Here is a 15,619-nt window from a genome sequence, read left to right as displayed (position 1 = left end):
GAGGTCCTCCAGCAGAGTTGACGAAACTGAGAATCATTCTTATATGATGCTCGTCATGACCACCTACTGCCAAGTCACGGGGACCCGGCCTGTCTTCGGCCGGTCCGTCTCCCACTCCCACAAGCGCACACCCCGGCGCTGGAACCCCAACCTGCAGCGCAAGCGCTACTGGGTGCCATCCTTGGGCCGCACCGTGCGCCTGACGGTGTCCGCCAAGGGTATCCGCACGATCGACAAACTGGGCATTGACGTCGTCGTGGCTCAGATGCTCGCCCGGGGGGAGAAGCTGTCATGAGCGGAGCCAAGGGGAAGGACCTGCGGCCGATCATCAAGATGGTCTCCACCGCGGGGACGGGCCACACCTACGTGACCCGTAAGAACCGCCGCAACACCCCCGACCGGCTGGTCCTGCGCAAGTTCGATCCGGTGGTGCGCCGGCACGTGGAGTACAAGGAGTCGCGCTGATGGCCAAGAAGTCCAAGATCGCCGCCGAGCTGCGACGCCAGCAGGTGGTGGAGCGCTACGCAGAGCGCCGCGCCGAGCTCAAGCGGACCTCAGTCAACCCCCACCTGAGCCAGGACGAGCGCGATGAGGCAATGGCGGCGCTGCACGCGCTGCCGCGCGACGCCTCCCCCACTCGCCTGCGTCGGCGTGACGCGGTCGACGGCCGCCCGCGCGGGCACCTGCGCGTCACCGGGACCTCCCGGGTGCGTTTCCGCCAGATGGCGCTGCGCGGCGAGCTGCCGGGCATCGTCAAGTCCTCCTGGTAGGCGGGTGCGGGCGGGACGGGGCCTGCGAGCCCGCACCCGCCGGGGCTCGCGGCGCGCCGCAGTCGTAACCACCCCCTCGCAGCGCCGCCGCCGGCACTCGTTCACCACGTCAGTTCTCACATTCACCCCCATCCAAGGAGCTCGTATGCGTCCTGGGATCCACCCCAGCTACCAGCCCATCGTCTTTCGCGACAAGTCCGCCGACTTCGCCTTCCTGACCCGTTCGACCCTGACGTCGTCGGAGACCATCGAGTGGGAGGACGGCAACACCTACCCGGTCTACGACGTCGAGGTCTCCAGCGCCTCGCACCCGTTCTGGACCGGCCAGGGCAAGATCCTGGACACGGCCGGCCGGGTGGAGAAGTTCGAGCGCCGCTACGGCAAGCGCAAGCGGTAGGCGCACAGGCGGGGCGCGCAGCCCCGCCCCCTCGATCTCTCACCGCCCTCACTGGACACGAAGAAGGAAAGGAGCCGGCATGAAGGTTCGTGCCTCGATCCGGTCCCTGGCCAAGCAGCCGGGGTCCAAGGTGGTCCGACGCCGCGGCCACACCTACGTCATCAACAAGAAGAACCCCCGTCTCAAGGCCCGCCAGGGCTGACACTCACCACCACCCACGCAGGGCCGGGATGCGCATCAGCACGCATCCCGGCCCTTCTTTTCCTCAGCATCGATGTCAGTCGCCGACGATTGATGGCACGTCAACCACAATCAGTCTCACCCCACCATGACGCGGAAAACCAGCGAGGCAGGAGCACCCTGAACCTCACCACTCAACAGCCGGAAATATTTCCGCAACATGCCAGGCATTGCCTATAAAGCGTCCGTCGTGTGCGGACAAGCTCGCGCCTATGCGCCCGCTTAGAACCGTCTCTGGGAGAGCCCCGATGCACCTCACCCCTCGTGAGCAGGAGAAGCTACTCATCGTCGTCGCCGCAGACCTGGCACGAAGACGCAAGGACAGGGGCATCCGTCTCAATCACCCCGAGGCAGTCGCCTACATCACCGCTGAGATCCTCGAGGGGGCCCGCGAAGGGCGCACTGCCACGGATCTCATGGCCTACGGGACCACCCTGCTGACCTACGACGACGTCATGGAGGGAGTCCCCGAGATGATCCGCGCGGTCCAGGTGGAGGCGACCTTCCCCGACGGGACCAAGCTCGTCTCCGTCCACGACCCGATTCGCAGGAGGCTGCCATGATCCCCGGAGAGTACCGACTCGCGGGCGGCACCATCACCATCAACGAGGGCCGCCCCACCCTCCGTCTCGACGTCATCAACACCGGGGACCGTCCCATTCAGGTCGGTTCGCACTTCCACTTCGCCGAGGTCAACTCCGCGCTGTCCTTCGACCGGCGGGCCGCTCGTGGTTTCCGCCTCGACATTCCGGCCGGAACCGCGGTTCGCTTCGAGCCGGGCGACTCCCGACCAGTCCGCCTGGTGGCGCTGGCGGGAGCGCGACGAGTCTTCGGACTGGCAGGCGAGACGAACGGCCCGGTCGAGGGCTGAGAGCACAGGAGCACATCATGAGCAAGGAACTCAGCCGTCGGGAGCATGCCGCCTTGTACGGCCCCACCACCGGGGACGCCGTCCGCCTGGCCGACACCGACCTCTTCGCCCAGATCGAGCGGGACCTGACCCACCGTGGTGACGAGGCCGTCTTCGGAGGCGGCAAGGTCATCCGTGACGGTATGGGCCACAACGGCCAGCGCACGCGGGACGAGGGCATCCCCGACACCGTCATCACCAACGCGATCATCATCGACCACACCGGCATCTACAAGGCCGACGTCGCCATCCGCGACGGCGTCATCAGCGCTATCGGCGCTGCGGGCAACCCGGACATCATGGACGATGTCGACATCGTCATCGGCGCCTCCACGGAGGTGATCGCCGGCGAGCACCGCATCCTGACGGCCGGAGGCATCGACTCCCACATTCACTTCATCTCCCCCACCCAGGTCGCCACCGCCCTGGCCTCGGGGGTGACCACCATGATCGGAGGAGGGACAGGACCCGCCGACGGCACCAACGCCACCACGATCACCCCCGGGGCGTGGAACCTGGCCCGCATGCTCCAGGCCGTCGAGGACTTCCCCATGAATATCGGCCTGCTGGGCAAGGGCCACGCCTCGACCCGGGAGCCTCTGGCCGAGCAGCTGCGCGCCGGTGCGGTCGGCTTCAAGATCCACGAGGACTGGGGCGCCACGCACGCCGTCATCGACGAGGCCCTCAAGGTCGCCGACGAGTTCGACGTGCAGGTGGCCATCCACACCGACACGCTCAACGAGTGCGGCTTCGTTGAGGACACCCGCCGCGCGATCGGCGGGAGGGTCATCCACACCTTCCACACCGAGGGCGCCGGCGGCGGCCATGCCCCCGACATCATCACCCTGGCGCAGGACCCCAACATCCTGCCGTCCTCGACCAACCCGACGCTGCCCTTCACGCGCAACACCGCTGAGGAGCATCTCGACATGCTCATGGTGTGCCACCACCTCAACCCCGCCATCCCGGAGGACGTCGCCTTCGCCGACTCGCGTATCCGTCCGGAGACGATCGCGGCCGAGGACGTGCTGCACGACCTGGGCGTGTTCTCGATGACGTCGTCGGACTCCCAGGCCATGGGGCGTGTCGGCGAGGTCGTCATCCGCACCTGGCAGGTGGCCGACCAGATGAAGAAGGCGCGCGGCAGGCTCGCCGGGGACCCGCAGGGCGGCGACAACCTGCGCATCAAGCGCTACGTGTCGAAGTACACGATCAACCCGGCCCGCACCAACGGGATCGCCGAGGTCGTGGGCAGCGTGGAGGTGGGCAAGTGGGCCGACCTGGTGCTGTGGGACCCCGCCTTCTTCGGGGTCAAGCCGTCCCTGATCCTCAAGGGCGGCCAGATCGCCTCGGCGGTCATGGGTGACGCCAACGCCTCGATCCCCACCCCCGAGCCCACGCTCATGCGCACCATGTTCGGCGGTTACGGGACGGCGCCGGCGTCGAACTCGATCACCTTCATGTCCCAGGCGGCCATCGACGCGGGAGTGCCCCAGAGCCTGGGGCTGCGCAAGAAGATCTGCCCGGCCCGCGGGGTCAGGCGGCTGACGAAGGCGGACATGGCCTTCAACGACGCCACTCCGGTGCTCACCGTCGATCCCGAGACCTACGAGGTCACCGTCGACGGCGAGAAGATCACCTGCGAGCCCGCCCAGGTCCTGGCCATGGCCCAGCGCTACTTCCTCTTCTGATCTCTCAATCCTGGAGCCTTCATGATCATCGAGTCCATCTCAGGCAATATCCACGACCTGCCCGGCGAGGACCTGGAGGACGTGCACGTTGAGAGCGTGGTCCTCCCTCTGGCCGATCTCACGAAACGCATCCAACGAGTGCGCTCCGACCACGGCACCGAGCTCGGCATCCGGCTCGCGCCGGGCGCACCGGACCTGCGCGAGGGAGACATCCTGCTTCGCAACGAGCGCGGAATCGTCGTCGTGCGCCTGGAGCCCACCGACGTCCTGGTCATCGCGCCCGCCACGGTGCGCGAGATGGGGGTCGTCGCCCACAACCTGGGCAACCGGCACCTGCCCGCCCAGTTCTTCGGCCCCGAGGAGCCCTTCCCGGGCCTTGAGGGGCATGACGGCGTCATGGTCATCCAGTACGACCACACCGCCGAGCACTACCTGGAGCACCTGGGGGTGCGTCACGCGCGGATGGAACGGTCCATGCCCGTCCCCTTCCGTCATGCCGAGCACACTCACTGACACCCCCGACCCGCAGTGGGGCGAGCCCGCCGGCTGGCAGCTGCCGCTGGCCCAGCTGTGCGACTCCGCCCTGCCCACGGGCGCCTTCTCCCACTCCTTCGGGCTGGAGACCTACATCTGCGAGGGCGTCGTGGACGGCGAGGCCTCCTTCGTGTCCTGGCTGCGCGCGCTCGTGTCCACCCAGCTGACCTTCTCCGAGGGGCTGGGGCTGAGGCTGGCCTTCGAGGCGGTGGCGGCCGACGACTGGGAGGCGATCGCGCACCTCGACGAGCTCCTCGTGGCTCAGGCGGTGCCGATCCAGGTGCGCCGGGCCGGAGTGACGATGGGACGGCGGCTGCTCACCATCGCCCGCCTGGCCCTGGAAGGCACCGACGGCGACAGGCTGCTGAGCCGTTATGCGACGCTCGTGGACACCGGGGGCTGCCGTTCCCACCCCGCCATCGTGCTGGCGATCGCCGGCTACGCGCTGGCGGCGCCGCCGGCGGCGGTCACGGCGGCCCACCTCCAGTCCAGTGTCGTCTCACTGACGCAGAACGCCGTACGAGCCATCCCCCTGGGGCAGGACGCCGGTCAGCGCGCCATCGCCTCGGTGCGCGAGGACGTCTACGCCGCAGTCAGGCGGATCGGGGGCCTCGACGAGACGGATCTGGGGGCCGCCGCGCCCGGGATCGAGATCAGCCAGATGCGGCACGAGCGCCAGCGCGCCCGCATGTTCATGTCCTGAAAGACCTTCCTGAAGAGCAATTGAGGAGAATCGCATGTCAGCAGCAACCAGCCAGGAGAACGCGGATGCGCCCGGGCGGCCGGCGCCCCGCTCCCACCCCGGTCCGGTCCGTATCGGAGTGGGCGGCCCGGTGGGGGCCGGCAAGACCCAGCTCATCGAGCGCATCACCCGGGCCATGAGCCGGGAGGTCTCCATGGCCGCCGTCACCAACGACATCTACACGATCGAGGACGCCAAGATCCTCGCAGCCCAGGGGGTCCTGCCGGTGGACCGCATCGTCGGGCTGGAGACCGGGGGCTGCCCGCACACGGCCATCCGTGAGGACACCTCCATGAACGAGGCGGCGATCGCCGAGCTGGTGGAGCGCCACCCCGACCTGGAGGTGGTGTTCGTGGAGTCGGGAGGCGACAACCTCTCGGCCACCTTCTCCCCCGAGCTGGTCGACTTCTCCATCTACGTCATCGACGTCGCCCAGGGCGAGAAGATTCCCCGCAAGGCCGGTCAGGGGATGATCAAGTCCGACCTGTTCGTCATCAACAAGACGGACCTGGCCCCTCACGTCGGCGCCGACCTGGCGGTCATGGAGGCCGACTCCAAGGTGTTCCGAGGTGACAAGCCCTTCTGCTTCACCAACCTCAAGACCGACGAGGGCCTGGAGCAGGTCATCGAGTGGATCCACCACGACGTGCTCATGACGGACCTGGAGCCGTGAGCACCACCGGCGAGCTGCACCTGCGGATCGCCCGGGGCGGGGACCGGAGTACCGCCGTCGAGCAGTACCACCGGGGAGCACTGAGGGTGTTCCGCCCGCTGTACCTCGATGAGACCGGGCAGGTGACCTACTACGTGGTCAATCCCGGAGGCGGGTACCTGGACGGCGACTCCTATCTCACCGAGGTCGAGGTCCTCCAGGGGGCCTCGGCGGTGCTGACGACCCAGGCGGCCACGAAGATCTACCGCACCCCCACCTGCCCGGTCCGCCAGGACACCCGGGTGAGCCTGGGGCCCCGGGCCTTGCTGGAGCTCGTTCCCGACCAGGTCATCGCCTACCGGGAGTCCTCCTACCGGCAGACCACCCTGGTTGAGATGGACCCGACGGCGACCTTCATGTCCCTGGAGGTCCTCACCCCCGGATGGGCCCCGGACGGTTCGGCCTTCGGCTACGACTGCGTGCGGATGCGCACTGACATCCGAGTCGGTGGCCGGTGCGCCGTCGTCGACAACCTGCGCCTGGTCCCCGGTGAGGCCGGGCTGGCGGGCCTGGGAGGCCTGGAGGGGCACAGCCACCTGGCCTCCTTCACGGCGCTCGACGCCCGGGTCGATGCCGCCCTGGTCAATGAGGCGGCCCAGATGCTGGAGGTCGACGACGTGCGCGGGGCAGTGACGCGGGTGCAGGGACCCGGCTTCATCGCCCGGGCGCTGGGCGATGACACGACCCGTCTGACCGCTCTCATGCTCGACATCAGCGAGCTTCTGCGCGGCCGGTGGTTCGGCGCGCCGAGGCTCAACCTGCGCAAGTACTAGCAACAGCCCGCTCGCCTGGTCAGCGGGCACCTCCCGCGATGCCTCTATCGATCGGAGCCCCTCATGCCTGAGTCACCTGTTCACCAGTCCCACCGCCCGGCTGACGGACCGGGCACCTCGGCCGTCCCGTCGATCGTCTCATCCGGCGTGGGCGCGCTGGGGCGTGGGGTGGGGCAGATCTTCCTCCAGCCCCGGGCGCTCACCGGTTTGCTCATCGTGGCCGGCATCGCCGTCTACTCACCGCTCATGGCCTTGCAGGTGGTCCTCGGCACAACGGTGTCAACGGTGGCGGCCAGGCTGCTGGATCTGCGTGTGCGTGACGGACTCCAGGGCTACAACGGGGCGCTGGTGGGAGCGGCGGCCTGGGCCGCTGTGGGGGTTTTCTGGCCGGCGACGCTGGTCACCGTGGTCGGGGCGGCGGCGTGCCCCGCGGTCCACCGCGCGCTGGAGCGCGCACTCGCCCCGGTCGGGCTCCCGGCGCTCACGGCTCCCTTCTGCATCGTCTCCGGCCTGCTGACGGCTCTGCTCAGGGCGATCGATGCGCCGATGGTGCCGGATCCGGCGCCGGTCAGTGGGGCGACGGCGTGGCTGGTCCCGGAGGCGGTGCTGACCGGGGAGTCCCAGGTGGTGCTCGTCGATTCCTGGGTGGGCGGGGCGCTGATCCTGGCCGGGCTGTTCATCGCCGGGTGGAGAGTCGGGGCGGCGGCGCTGCTGGGCAGCGTCGTCGGGACGGCAGCGACGCTGGCGCTCGTTCCCGCCGGTCAGGCGGCGCATGGTCTGGGCGGATACTCGCCGTGCCTGACGGCGATCGCGATCGGCGTCGTCCTTCTGCCTCCCGGGAGGCGGGCCTGGGTGCTGGCGGTGGTGGGGTCGGTGCTGACCGTCGTCGTGGACCGGGTTTTCACGGCGATCCCGGTGCCGACCTACACCTGGCCCTTCATCGTGACCACGTGGCTGGTGCTCGCCGTCGTCAAGTGGCGCGAGCGCCGACTAGGCTGAGGCCATGGCTCATTCCACGGCGCAACCCGACTCCGCCGCCCACCTGGTCCTGTCCCTGTCCTGCCCCGACCGCCCGGGGATCGTCCACGCGGTCACCGGCACGCTGGCGCGCCGCGGCGGGAACATCACCGAGTCCAAGCAGTTCGGGGACTCCTCCACGGGCCTGTTCTTCATGCGGGTCCAGGTGCTCACCACCGTGCCGCGAGTGGAGCTGGAGAAGGACCTGGCCGAGCTGGCCGGCGAGTACGAGATGGAGTGGAGCCTCGATGAGGTGGGGCGCGCGATGCGCACCCTCATCATGGTCTCCAAGGAGGGGCACTGCCTGACCGACCTGCTCTTCCGGGCGCGCAGCCAGGGACTGCCGGTCGACGTCGTCGGCGTGGTGGGCAACCACGAGACGCTGCGGGACGTCGCCGAGTTCTACGGGGTGCCCTTCCACCACATCCCGGTCACCAAGGAGACCAAGGAGGCCGCCGAGGCCGAGCTGCTGGGGCTGGTGGACTCTCTCAATGTCGAGCTGGTGGTGCTGGCCCGCTACATGCAGATCCTCTCCCCCGCCCTGTGCGAGCGGCTGCACGGGGGCGTCATCAACATCCACCACTCGTTCCTGCCGTCCTTCAAGGGGGCGCGTCCTTACGCCCAGGCCCACGAGCGCGGGGTGAAGCTCATCGGGGCGACGGCGCACTACGTGACGGCGGACCTCGACGAGGGGCCGATCATCGAGCAGGACGTGACGCGGGCCGGGCACGAGGACTCCGTGTCCGTGCTGCAGGCCAAGGGGCAGGACGTCGAGCGCCGGGTGCTGGCGCAGGCGGTGCGCTGGCACACCGAGCACCGGGTGCTGCTCAACGGGCACCGCACCGTCGTCTTCGCCTGAGCGGGGGCGGGCCGGTGCTGGCCGGGCGACAGGGCGGGAGACCCACATTTCCCTGATCTCACGCCCACTCGGGGCCATGCCGCGTTCTCCGCAGAACCGGCGTGGTTCCTTCAGGGCCACCACTGCCCAACTCGTGCCACCTGGGGCTGGTTTCCCACACCTGGAATCGGGTGGGTCTCTTAGTGTGGTGTCACTGTGGGCGACTTTTAGGGACAAGCCAGACTGACTGCCGTCACGCTCCGACACGTATGCGCAGGTCAGAGACACACAGGCTCAGGCACGTCAGCCGACAGGTGCCCTAAAAGTCGCCAATCGTGACACCAAGACCTCACAACCCACCGCCACCCAGGCCCGGAACGTAACCTGACACCATGACAACTCTTGAGATGCTCATTGACGTCCTGTCCCGGTCCCGCGAGCGCTTCGACCGCGCCTTCGACGGCGTCACGCTCGAGCAGGCCAACACCCGGCCCGCCCCGGACCTGGCGCCCCGCATCGACTCCCTGACCTGGCTGGCCTGGCACACGGCCCGAGAGCTCGACATCCAGGTCGCGCCCCTGGCGGGCGTCGAGCCCGTCTGGGTCACCGGCGGCCACCGCGAGCGCTTCGCCCTGCCCCTGCCCGACGACACCGAGGACTGGCACCACACACCCGAACAGGCAGCCCAGGTCATCGTCAGCGACCTCAGCCTCCTCTTCTCCTACCTCGACGACGCCTACGCCCTGGCCACCACCTACCTGCGCTCCCTCACCCCGGAGACGCTCGACGACATCGTCGACGACTCCTGGGACCCACCCGTCACCCGGGCTGTCCGCCTCGCTTCGGTCATCGACGACGCCGCCCAGCACTCCGGCCAGGCCATCTACACCCGCCGCCTCCTGGGCCTGCCGGGCTAAGCGCGCAGCCCACCCCGCACCACACGTTCGCCCCGACCTGGCGGTTCAGGTCGGGGCGAACGGCTCCCACATGACAAGAGTCTGCTGGGGCCCGCGTGGGCCGGTGGCCCGGAGGCTCAGGCGGCGGGCTCCACCGCCTCGCCGCGGCGCAGCACGGTGACGGGCCGCAGCTCCGCGTCGGTGACGACGACGTCGGCCCACAGGCCCGCCCGCAACGCCCCCACGGAGGGGTCGCCGAGGATCCGGGCGCCCTGGACGCTGGCGGCGTAGACGGCGTCGACCAGGTCGACTCCCCCCTGCCAGGTGGTGCGCACGACGTCGATGAGATGAGCGGTCCCCCCGGCGATCGCACCACCCTCGGTGAGGCGGGCGACGCCGTCGGCCACGGTGACCGGCTGGGAGCCAAGCACGTAGTCGCCGTCGGCCATGCCGGCCGCCGCCATGGCGTCGGTGATCAGGACGACGTTGTCGCGCCCCAGGGTCTCGAACATGTCCAGGACGATGGCGGGGCTCAAGTGCACGCCGTCGCCGATCATCTCCAGGACGCACTCGCCGCGCTGGGCGGCCGCCAGGAACTCAGGCACGGGCCCGGGCGTGCGGTGGTGCATCGGGCGCATGCCGTTGAACAGGTGGGTGGCGGTCGAGCGCGGGGAGCGGACCGGTTTGCCGGCCTCGAGGCGCTCGGCGATGCGGGCGGCGGCGTCGGCCAGGGCGGCGCGCACGGGGGCGGCCTCGGAGTCGGTGTGCCCGAAGGAGGGCAGCGCCCCACCCTCGATGAGGGCCGCGTTGACGCCGTCGTCGCCGGCAATGCCGGGCTTCTCCGGGGCGATGGTCATGGTGACGACGTGCCCGCCGCCGAGCTCGATGAGCTCACGGGTCAGGGCGGCGTCGGGGTCGATGATGTAGGTGGGGTCCTGGGCGCCGCAGCGCTCCACCGAGACGAAGGGCCCCTCGAAGTGGATGCCGGCGAGCTCGCCGTCCTCGCACAGCCCTGCCAGGACCCGGGTGCGTGCGCGCAGGACGTCGGGGGCGGCCGTCACGCAGGAGGCCACGAGCGAGGTGGTGCCGAAGCGGCGGTGCTCGAGCACGGAGACCATGGCCTGCTCGGCGGTCTCGGCGTTGGGGAAGGACTCACCGCCCCCGCCGTGGCAGTGGACGTCCACCAGGCCCGGCAGGAGGTAGCCGCCCTCGGGGGCGGCCTGGGCCTGCTCGACGGCGCCCCCGAAGCCGGCCCTGGCGGCCTGGTCAGCGGGCCCGACCCACGCGATGTGGGATCCCGACAGGACGACCGCCCCGTCGTCGATGATGTGGTCGGGGGTGACGACGCACCCCCGCAGTGCGCGGACCTGCATGGCTTCGTTGCTCATGAGTCGGATTCTGTCACCTCTTCAGACATCAGACAACCTCCTTCGGGGCGTCTCCTCCCCCACACTGCGCAGGTGGGTTCCGCTTCTGCTCCGGTCACCCGGCCAGGCGCTGCTCCATGCGGGACACGGCCCGGTTGACGTCGCGCTCCACGCGGGCCGACGGCGCCGCCCCGCCCTTCCACAGCAGGCCCTCACCGACCGGCCGCACGGCGACGACGCGGCCGCGGTCCACCAGAATCGGGCGGAACATGCCGTTGCTCGCCGGGCAGATGAGGCGCTCGCCGTCGTCGTCGGTCAGGCAGGAGCGGTCCTTGTAGCCCACGTGCAGCTCGTCGAAGGAGCCCAGGAAGTGCGTGGCCTGCGCGGCGCCGCGGTGGGCGGACAGGAGGTCGGGCAGGTCGGCGCGCATGTAGAGCAGGCCGGCCTTCGGGGCCGACTCGCCGGGACCGAGCGGGCGCAGGCCTCCGCGGGCCCCGCCCTCGACGAGCGCCCGTACGAGCGGGAGGCGGCTCCCAGCCGGCCCGCCGGCACCCCCGGCTGAGCCCGGGGCCTGCTCCTGCCCCAGCTCGACGGCGTCCTCCAGGGCACGGGCGGCCTGCGTCTTGGGCAGCGTGGTCCAGCGGGCCAGGTCCTCAGCACCGACCGGGCCGTGGCCGGCCGCGTAGCGGTAGGCGATGTGCGCGCAGGCGGCGCGGTGACCGGTCCCGCCGTGGGCGACGCCTGCTCCGGCGGGCCCGGAGTCGGCGTCGGGGAGGGAACGTGCGTCCATGACGAGGTGCTCGTTGCCGGACCGCGGCCCCTGGACGAGGATCCCCTCGCGCTGGAGGCGCACCAGGAGGTGGCGGCGCCGGTAGGCCGAAATGTCCTCGCCGCGGAAGGCCTCCATGAGACCGGCCTCCTGCCAGGCCGCCAGCAGCACCGAGCGCGTCAGCGGGCCCTGGTCCTCGATGAGGCCGAGGGCCACCTCGGCGGCGCGCTCGCACAGGGCGGCATCGACGCCGTAAGCCTTCTCGCTGTTCCGCACCCAGGTGTCGGTGCGGTGCATGAGGGCGGCCCGCAGCCAGTGGTGGTCGGCGGCGGTGGTGATGTGGACGGTGCCGCGCATGGGCCAGGAGCGCACCAGGTCGCCTCGCGCGAAGGCGGCCTCGACGTCGGCCGGGGCGGCCTGCGGGGCCCGCACGAGCAGGGCGTGGGGGACGGCGGAGACCTGCTGGCCCTGGATGGCGAGCTGGCGCGCCACTGCCGCGACGACGTCGGGCGCGGCGGTGGCCGGGATGAGACCCTGGGAGATGATGCGGGCCAGGCTCACCTCGGTCGGCAGCGGCGCGGAGGAGGCGCGGGCGGCGGGCACGGCAGTCTCCTCAGAACAGGCGGGAGCTCGGGTCGTCCATGCCGCGCATGGCGTCGTAGTCGAGGGTGACGCAGCGGATGCCGCGGTCCTCGGCCAGGACGCGGGCCTGGGGCTTGATCGTCTGGGCGGCGAAGACGCCCTGGACGGGGGTCAGCAGCGGGTCGCGGTCGAGGAGCTCGAGGTAGCGGGTGAGCTGCTCGACGCCGTCGATCCCGCCGACGCGCTTGATCTCCACGGCCACGGAGCGGCCCTGGGCGTCCTTGGCCATGATGTCGACCGGGCCGATGGCGGTGGGGAACTCGCGGCGCACCAGGCGGTAGCCGGCGCCCAGGACCTCGATCTGCTCGGCCAGGAGCTCCTGGAGGTGGGCCTCGACGCCGTCCTTGGTGAGCCCGGGGTCCACGCCCAGCTCGTGGCTGACGTCGGAGATGGTCTCGAAGAGGCTGATGACGAGGCGGTCGTCGGTCTTGGTGGCACTGACCTCCCAGACCTCGCGCACGCCGTCGGCGGCGGCCTCCTCGTCCGGCTCGGTGACGGCCAGGCGGGCCGGGGCGCTCATCCAGTTCAGGGGCTTGTAGGAGCCGCCGTCGGAGTGGATGAGGACCGAGCCGTCGGCCTTGAGCATGAGCACGCGGGTGGCCCGGGGCAGGTGGGCGTCCAGGCGGCCGGAGTAGTCGACGGAGCATGAGGCGATAACGAGGCGCACCCGTCCACCCTAGCGGGGCGGGCCCGGCCTCGGCGCAACACCGGGGCCGGCGGGCCTGAGCATCGTGTCACCCGAGGCGCTCCCCTCCTGTCCACATGCACGGCGCCCGCACCGGATCAGGGGCTGTTTCTCAGGCGTGACCCGGGGCCCGGGGACGCAGCGTCAGGCGATGGCAGCGCCCTGCCCCGTCATCGAGAACGTACATCGTGATCGAGGACTGCGATGTCCTCCAGATGACTGGGAGCAGACCCCAGTGGCCTGGAGGAAAACGCAGTCCTCGGGCGAAAGGTACGTCGCCGATCCGGCCAGGGGCTGTGTCTCCGCCCCAGAGGCCCCCAGCCCCAGCGGATCCGGCCGCTGTGATCATCGGCCAGGCTCATCGGCCAGCCTCAACCGCCGGGCTCATCGCCGAGCCCGGCGGCGGGCCTCAGTAGAGCCTGGGCTGCTCGGGGGCGGCGGACTCCACCCAGGCGACCAGCGCCGAGTGGGACTCCTCCATCATGGCCAGGTCGAAGCCCTCGGGGCTGCGGGTGGCGTCTACGCAGTGCACCTCGACGACGCGCCCCTGCTCCCGGCGGCGCCGGGCGGCGGAGAGCTCCAGGTCCAGGCGCCTCCACACCCGTGTGGGCCGCGTGGACAGGGACACGAGCCGGTACCACTCCAGGGAGTCGAGCTGGAAGGAGGCCACCCCGCTCATCCAACGCTGCCCCCCGGTGGGGCGCATGGCGCACTCGAAGGAGCCGACCTGCCCGGCCAGGTAGCGCAGACGCACCAGGAACCCGCCTGTCAGCAGCACGAGGGCGGTGACGGCAATCACCACGACCATCCACACGTGCTGCCCCATGACTCAGGCCTCCGCGCCCTGCTTCACGTGGTCGGCGGCGATCGTGATGACGTCGTGGTCCACGGAGCAGAAGCCGCCGGACACCTCGATCCTGCGCATCTCACCGTCGACGGCACTCAGTCGCACCGGACCGGACCCCAGGACCGCCACAAGGGGCTGACGACCCGGCAGGACCCCCAGCTCCCCGTTGATCAGGGGCACGGAGACCTGCGTCGCCTCACCGGCCCAGGCCTCGCCCGCCGGCGAGACCACCTCAACATGTAAGGCCATGTCCCCCTCCTTTCCTGCTTCCTGCGTCCGGCTCTACCCGGATCCTAACGACTCAGGCCTTGAGCTCGGCGGCGCGACGCTCGAGATCCTCGATGCCACCGATGTTGAAGAAGGCCTGCTCCGGCAGGTGGTCGTAGTCACCCTCGCAGATGCGGCGGAACGCCTCGACGGTCTCCGACAGCGGCACGGTGGAGCCGGCCACGCCGGTGAACTTCTCCGCCATGTAGGTGTTCTGGGACAGGAACTGCTCGATGCGGCGGGCACGGGCCACCGTCACCTTGTCCTCCTCACCGAGCTCGTCAACACCGAGGATCGCGATGATGTCCTGAAGCTCCTTGTTCTTCTGGAGGATGGACTTCACGCGGGTGGCGACGTCGTAGTGCTCCTGGCCCACGTAGCCGGGGGCCAGCAGGCGTGAGGTGGAGGTCAGCGGGTCCACGGCGGGGTAGATGCCTCGCGAGGCGATCTCACGGCTGAGCTCGGTGGTGGCGTCCAGGTGGGCGAAGGTCGTGGCCGGCGCCGGGTCGGTGTAGTCGTCGGCGGGCACGTAGATCGCCTGCAGCGAGGTGATGGAGTGGCCGCCGGCGGAGGTGATGCGCTCCTGGAGCTGGCCCATCTCGTCGGCCAGGTTGGGCTGGTAGCCCACGGCCGAGGGCATGCGGCCCAGCAGCGTGGAGACCTCGGAGCCGGCCTGGGTGAAGCGGAAGATGTTGTCGATGAACAGCAGCACGTCCTGGTGCTGGACGTCGCGGAAGTACTCGGCCATCGTCAGGGCGGACAGGGCCACGCGCAGACGCGTGCCCGGCGGCTCGTCCATCTGGCCGAAGACCAGGGCGGTCTTGTCGAACACGCCGGCCTCGTCCATCTCGACGATGAGGTCGTTGCCCTCACGGGTGCGCTCCCCCACGCCGGCGAACACGGAGACACCGCCGTGGTTCTGGGCCACGCGCTGGATCATCTCCTGGATGAGGACGGTCTTGCCCACGCCGGCGCCGCCGAACAGGCCGATCTTGCCGCCCTGCACGTAGGGGGTGAGCAGGTCGATGACCTTGATGCCGGTCTCGAACATCTGCTCCTTGGACTCGAGCTGGTCGAAGGCCGGGGGCTGGCGGTGGATGGGCCAGCGCTCGGTGATCTCCAGCTGCTCGCCGGGGGCGAGGTTGAGGACGTCGCCGGTGACGTTGAAGACGTGGCCCTTGGTCACGTCGCCCACGGGCACGGAGATCGGCGCTCCGGTGTCGCGCACCTGCGAGCCGCGCACAAGGCCGTCGGTGGGCTTGAGGGAGATCGTGCGCACGATGTTGTCACCCAGATGCTGGGCGACCTCCAGGGTGATCTCGTGGGGCTCCTCGCCGGCGCTGGTGGCCTGGACGGTCACCTTGAGGGCGTTGTACATCGCCGGGATCGCATCAGGCGGGAACTCGACGTCGACGACGGCGCCGATGATGCGGGTGATACGTCCCGTCCCGGGAGTAGTGGTGTCAGCCATGTGCGTTCTTCCGTATCTTCCAGAGCTGAGAGGGGTCCTGCTCGGTGAGGT

General features: G+C 70.0%; 21 protein-coding genes. 15 read left to right on the top strand and 6 right to left on the bottom strand.

What is annotated here, in order from left to right:
• Window positions 1-55 precede the first annotated feature (55 nt).
• From rpmB to BKH32_RS09440, 15 genes are all read left to right on the top strand, one after another.
• On the top strand, window positions 56-295 hold the full coding sequence (rpmB, locus tag BKH32_RS09510; protein ID WP_034514114.1) for a 50S ribosomal protein L28: 240 nt from the start codon (window positions 56-58) through the stop codon (window positions 293-295).
• Window positions 292-465, top strand: a complete 174-nt coding sequence (rpmG, locus tag BKH32_RS09505) for a 50S ribosomal protein L33 (RefSeq protein ID WP_003789591.1) — start codon at window positions 292-294, stop codon at window positions 463-465. The genes rpmB and rpmG overlap by 4 nt, the downstream gene beginning before the upstream one ends.
• Window positions 465-770: a 30S ribosomal protein S14 gene (gene rpsN / locus BKH32_RS09500; RefSeq protein WP_075249793.1), complete on the top strand. Its 306-nt coding sequence runs from the start codon at window positions 465-467 to the stop codon at window positions 768-770. Before rpmG ends, rpsN begins: the two co-directional genes overlap by 1 nt.
• Before the next feature lie 145 nt (window positions 771-915).
• Window positions 916-1,167 carry a type B 50S ribosomal protein L31 gene (locus BKH32_RS09495; RefSeq protein ID WP_009403829.1) on the top strand — a complete coding sequence of 84 codons (252 nt, stop codon included), beginning with the start codon at window positions 916-918 and terminating at the stop codon, window positions 1,165-1,167.
• 79 nt (window positions 1,168-1,246) lie between these two features.
• Window positions 1,247-1,369, top strand: a complete 123-nt coding sequence (ykgO, locus tag BKH32_RS09490) for a type B 50S ribosomal protein L36 (protein ID WP_003782012.1) — start codon at window positions 1,247-1,249, stop codon at window positions 1,367-1,369.
• A 286-nt stretch (window positions 1,370-1,655) separates the two neighbouring features.
• A complete protein-coding gene (locus BKH32_RS09485) occupies window positions 1,656-1,970 on the top strand; it encodes an urease subunit gamma (protein WP_075249792.1) in 315 nt (104 codons plus the stop codon).
• The gene (locus BKH32_RS09480; protein WP_075249791.1) at window positions 1,967-2,278 is read left to right on the top strand and encodes an urease subunit beta; all 312 of its coding nucleotides are present in this window, start codon (window positions 1,967-1,969) and stop codon (window positions 2,276-2,278) included. Before BKH32_RS09485 ends, BKH32_RS09480 begins: the two co-directional genes overlap by 4 nt.
• Window positions 2,279-2,295: 17 nt before the next feature.
• Entirely contained in the window at window positions 2,296-4,008 is a 1,713-nt protein-coding gene (gene ureC / locus BKH32_RS09475; protein WP_075249790.1) for an urease subunit alpha, read from the top strand.
• Between the two features lie 21 nt (window positions 4,009-4,029).
• Window positions 4,030-4,521 (top strand): urease accessory protein UreE, encoded by a 492-nt coding sequence (gene ureE, locus BKH32_RS09470; RefSeq protein ID WP_075249789.1) that lies wholly within the window; start codon window positions 4,030-4,032, stop codon window positions 4,519-4,521.
• Window positions 4,502-5,245, top strand: coding sequence for an urease accessory protein UreF (locus tag BKH32_RS09465; RefSeq protein ID WP_075249788.1), 744 nt, complete (start codon window positions 4,502-4,504; stop codon window positions 5,243-5,245). Before ureE ends, BKH32_RS09465 begins: the two co-directional genes overlap by 20 nt.
• 34 nt (window positions 5,246-5,279) lie before the next feature.
• Window positions 5,280-5,957 carry an urease accessory protein UreG gene (gene ureG, locus BKH32_RS09460; protein ID WP_178384599.1) on the top strand — a complete coding sequence of 226 codons (678 nt, stop codon included), beginning with the start codon at window positions 5,280-5,282 and terminating at the stop codon, window positions 5,955-5,957.
• Window positions 5,954-6,769 (top strand): urease accessory protein UreD, encoded by an 816-nt coding sequence (locus BKH32_RS09455; RefSeq protein ID WP_075249787.1) that lies wholly within the window; start codon window positions 5,954-5,956, stop codon window positions 6,767-6,769. Before ureG ends, BKH32_RS09455 begins: the two co-directional genes overlap by 4 nt.
• 63 nt (window positions 6,770-6,832) lie before the next feature.
• Window positions 6,833-7,768 carry an urea transporter gene (locus BKH32_RS09450; protein ID WP_075249786.1) on the top strand — a complete coding sequence of 312 codons (936 nt, stop codon included), beginning with the start codon at window positions 6,833-6,835 and terminating at the stop codon, window positions 7,766-7,768.
• Window positions 7,769-7,772: 4 nt separating this feature from the next.
• Window positions 7,773-8,645, top strand: a complete 873-nt coding sequence (gene purU, locus BKH32_RS09445; RefSeq protein WP_075249785.1) for a formyltetrahydrofolate deformylase — start codon at window positions 7,773-7,775, stop codon at window positions 8,643-8,645.
• Window positions 8,646-9,016: 371 nt separating this feature from the next.
• Window positions 9,017-9,541 carry a DUF664 domain-containing protein gene (locus BKH32_RS09440; protein WP_075249784.1) on the top strand — a complete coding sequence of 175 codons (525 nt, stop codon included), beginning with the start codon at window positions 9,017-9,019 and terminating at the stop codon, window positions 9,539-9,541.
• Between the two features lie 116 nt (window positions 9,542-9,657).
• Here BKH32_RS09440 and BKH32_RS09435 read toward each other — a convergent pair whose 3' ends face one another.
• The 6 genes from BKH32_RS09435 to atpD form a co-directional block, all read right to left on the bottom strand.
• Complete coding sequence (locus BKH32_RS09435; RefSeq protein ID WP_178384605.1) at window positions 9,658-10,893, bottom strand: N-acetylglucosamine-6-phosphate deacetylase; 1,236 nt, start codon at window positions 10,891-10,893, stop codon at window positions 9,658-9,660.
• 109 nt (window positions 10,894-11,002) lie between these two features.
• Window positions 11,003-12,259 (bottom strand): DNA glycosylase AlkZ-like family protein, encoded by a 1,257-nt coding sequence (locus BKH32_RS09430; protein WP_075249782.1) that lies wholly within the window; start codon window positions 12,257-12,259, stop codon window positions 11,003-11,005.
• 10 nt (window positions 12,260-12,269) lie between these two features.
• Window positions 12,270-12,965: an endonuclease NucS gene (nucS, locus tag BKH32_RS09425; protein WP_075249781.1), complete on the bottom strand. Its 696-nt coding sequence runs from the start codon at window positions 12,963-12,965 to the stop codon at window positions 12,270-12,272.
• 427 nt (window positions 12,966-13,392) lie between these two features.
• Window positions 13,393-13,809 (bottom strand): DUF2550 family protein, encoded by a 417-nt coding sequence (locus BKH32_RS09420; protein ID WP_075249780.1) that lies wholly within the window; start codon window positions 13,807-13,809, stop codon window positions 13,393-13,395.
• 3 nt (window positions 13,810-13,812) lie between these two features.
• Window positions 13,813-14,079, bottom strand: a complete 267-nt coding sequence (locus BKH32_RS09415) for a F0F1 ATP synthase subunit epsilon (RefSeq protein WP_075249779.1) — start codon at window positions 14,077-14,079, stop codon at window positions 13,813-13,815.
• Window positions 14,080-14,131: 52 nt separating this feature from the next.
• Entirely contained in the window at window positions 14,132-15,568 is a 1,437-nt protein-coding gene (gene atpD / locus BKH32_RS09410; protein WP_075249778.1) for a F0F1 ATP synthase subunit beta, read from the bottom strand.
• Window positions 15,569-15,619: the final 51 nt, after the last annotated feature.

It is taken from the genome of Actinomyces oris, from assembly GCF_001929375.1.
Taxonomy (GTDB): domain Bacteria; phylum Actinomycetota; class Actinomycetes; order Actinomycetales; family Actinomycetaceae; genus Actinomyces; species Actinomyces oris_B.
This window is presented reverse-complemented; position numbering and strand designations above follow the sequence as displayed.

Coding starts and splice junctions, on each gene's coding strand:
- rpmB (WP_034514114.1), top strand. CDS start 56: ATGACCACCTACTGCCAAGTCACGGGGACCCGGCCTGTCTTCGGCCGG.
- rpmG (WP_003789591.1), top strand. CDS start 292: ATGAGCGGAGCCAAGGGGAAGGACCTGCGGCCGATCATCAAGATGGTC.
- rpsN (WP_075249793.1), top strand. CDS start 465: ATGGCCAAGAAGTCCAAGATCGCCGCCGAGCTGCGACGCCAGCAGGTG.
- BKH32_RS09495 (WP_009403829.1), top strand. CDS start 916: ATGCGTCCTGGGATCCACCCCAGCTACCAGCCCATCGTCTTTCGCGAC.
- ykgO (WP_003782012.1), top strand. CDS start 1,247: ATGAAGGTTCGTGCCTCGATCCGGTCCCTGGCCAAGCAGCCGGGGTCC.
- BKH32_RS09485 (WP_075249792.1), top strand. CDS start 1,656: ATGCACCTCACCCCTCGTGAGCAGGAGAAGCTACTCATCGTCGTCGCC.
- BKH32_RS09480 (WP_075249791.1), top strand. CDS start 1,967: ATGATCCCCGGAGAGTACCGACTCGCGGGCGGCACCATCACCATCAAC.
- ureC (WP_075249790.1), top strand. CDS start 2,296: ATGAGCAAGGAACTCAGCCGTCGGGAGCATGCCGCCTTGTACGGCCCC.
- ureE (WP_075249789.1), top strand. CDS start 4,030: ATGATCATCGAGTCCATCTCAGGCAATATCCACGACCTGCCCGGCGAG.
- BKH32_RS09465 (WP_075249788.1), top strand. CDS start 4,502: ATGCCGAGCACACTCACTGACACCCCCGACCCGCAGTGGGGCGAGCCC.
- ureG (WP_178384599.1), top strand. CDS start 5,280: ATGTCAGCAGCAACCAGCCAGGAGAACGCGGATGCGCCCGGGCGGCCG.
- BKH32_RS09450 (WP_075249786.1), top strand. CDS start 6,833: ATGCCTGAGTCACCTGTTCACCAGTCCCACCGCCCGGCTGACGGACCG.
- purU (WP_075249785.1), top strand. CDS start 7,773: ATGGCTCATTCCACGGCGCAACCCGACTCCGCCGCCCACCTGGTCCTG.
- BKH32_RS09440 (WP_075249784.1), top strand. CDS start 9,017: ATGACAACTCTTGAGATGCTCATTGACGTCCTGTCCCGGTCCCGCGAG.
- BKH32_RS09435 (WP_178384605.1), bottom strand. CDS start 10,893: ATGCAGGTCCGCGCACTGCGGGGGTGCGTCGTCACCCCCGACCACATC.
- BKH32_RS09420 (WP_075249780.1), bottom strand. CDS start 13,809: ATGGGGCAGCACGTGTGGATGGTCGTGGTGATTGCCGTCACCGCCCTC.
- BKH32_RS09415 (WP_075249779.1), bottom strand. CDS start 14,079: ATGGCCTTACATGTTGAGGTGGTCTCGCCGGCGGGCGAGGCCTGGGCC.
- atpD (WP_075249778.1), bottom strand. CDS start 15,568: ATGGCTGACACCACTACTCCCGGGACGGGACGTATCACCCGCATCATC.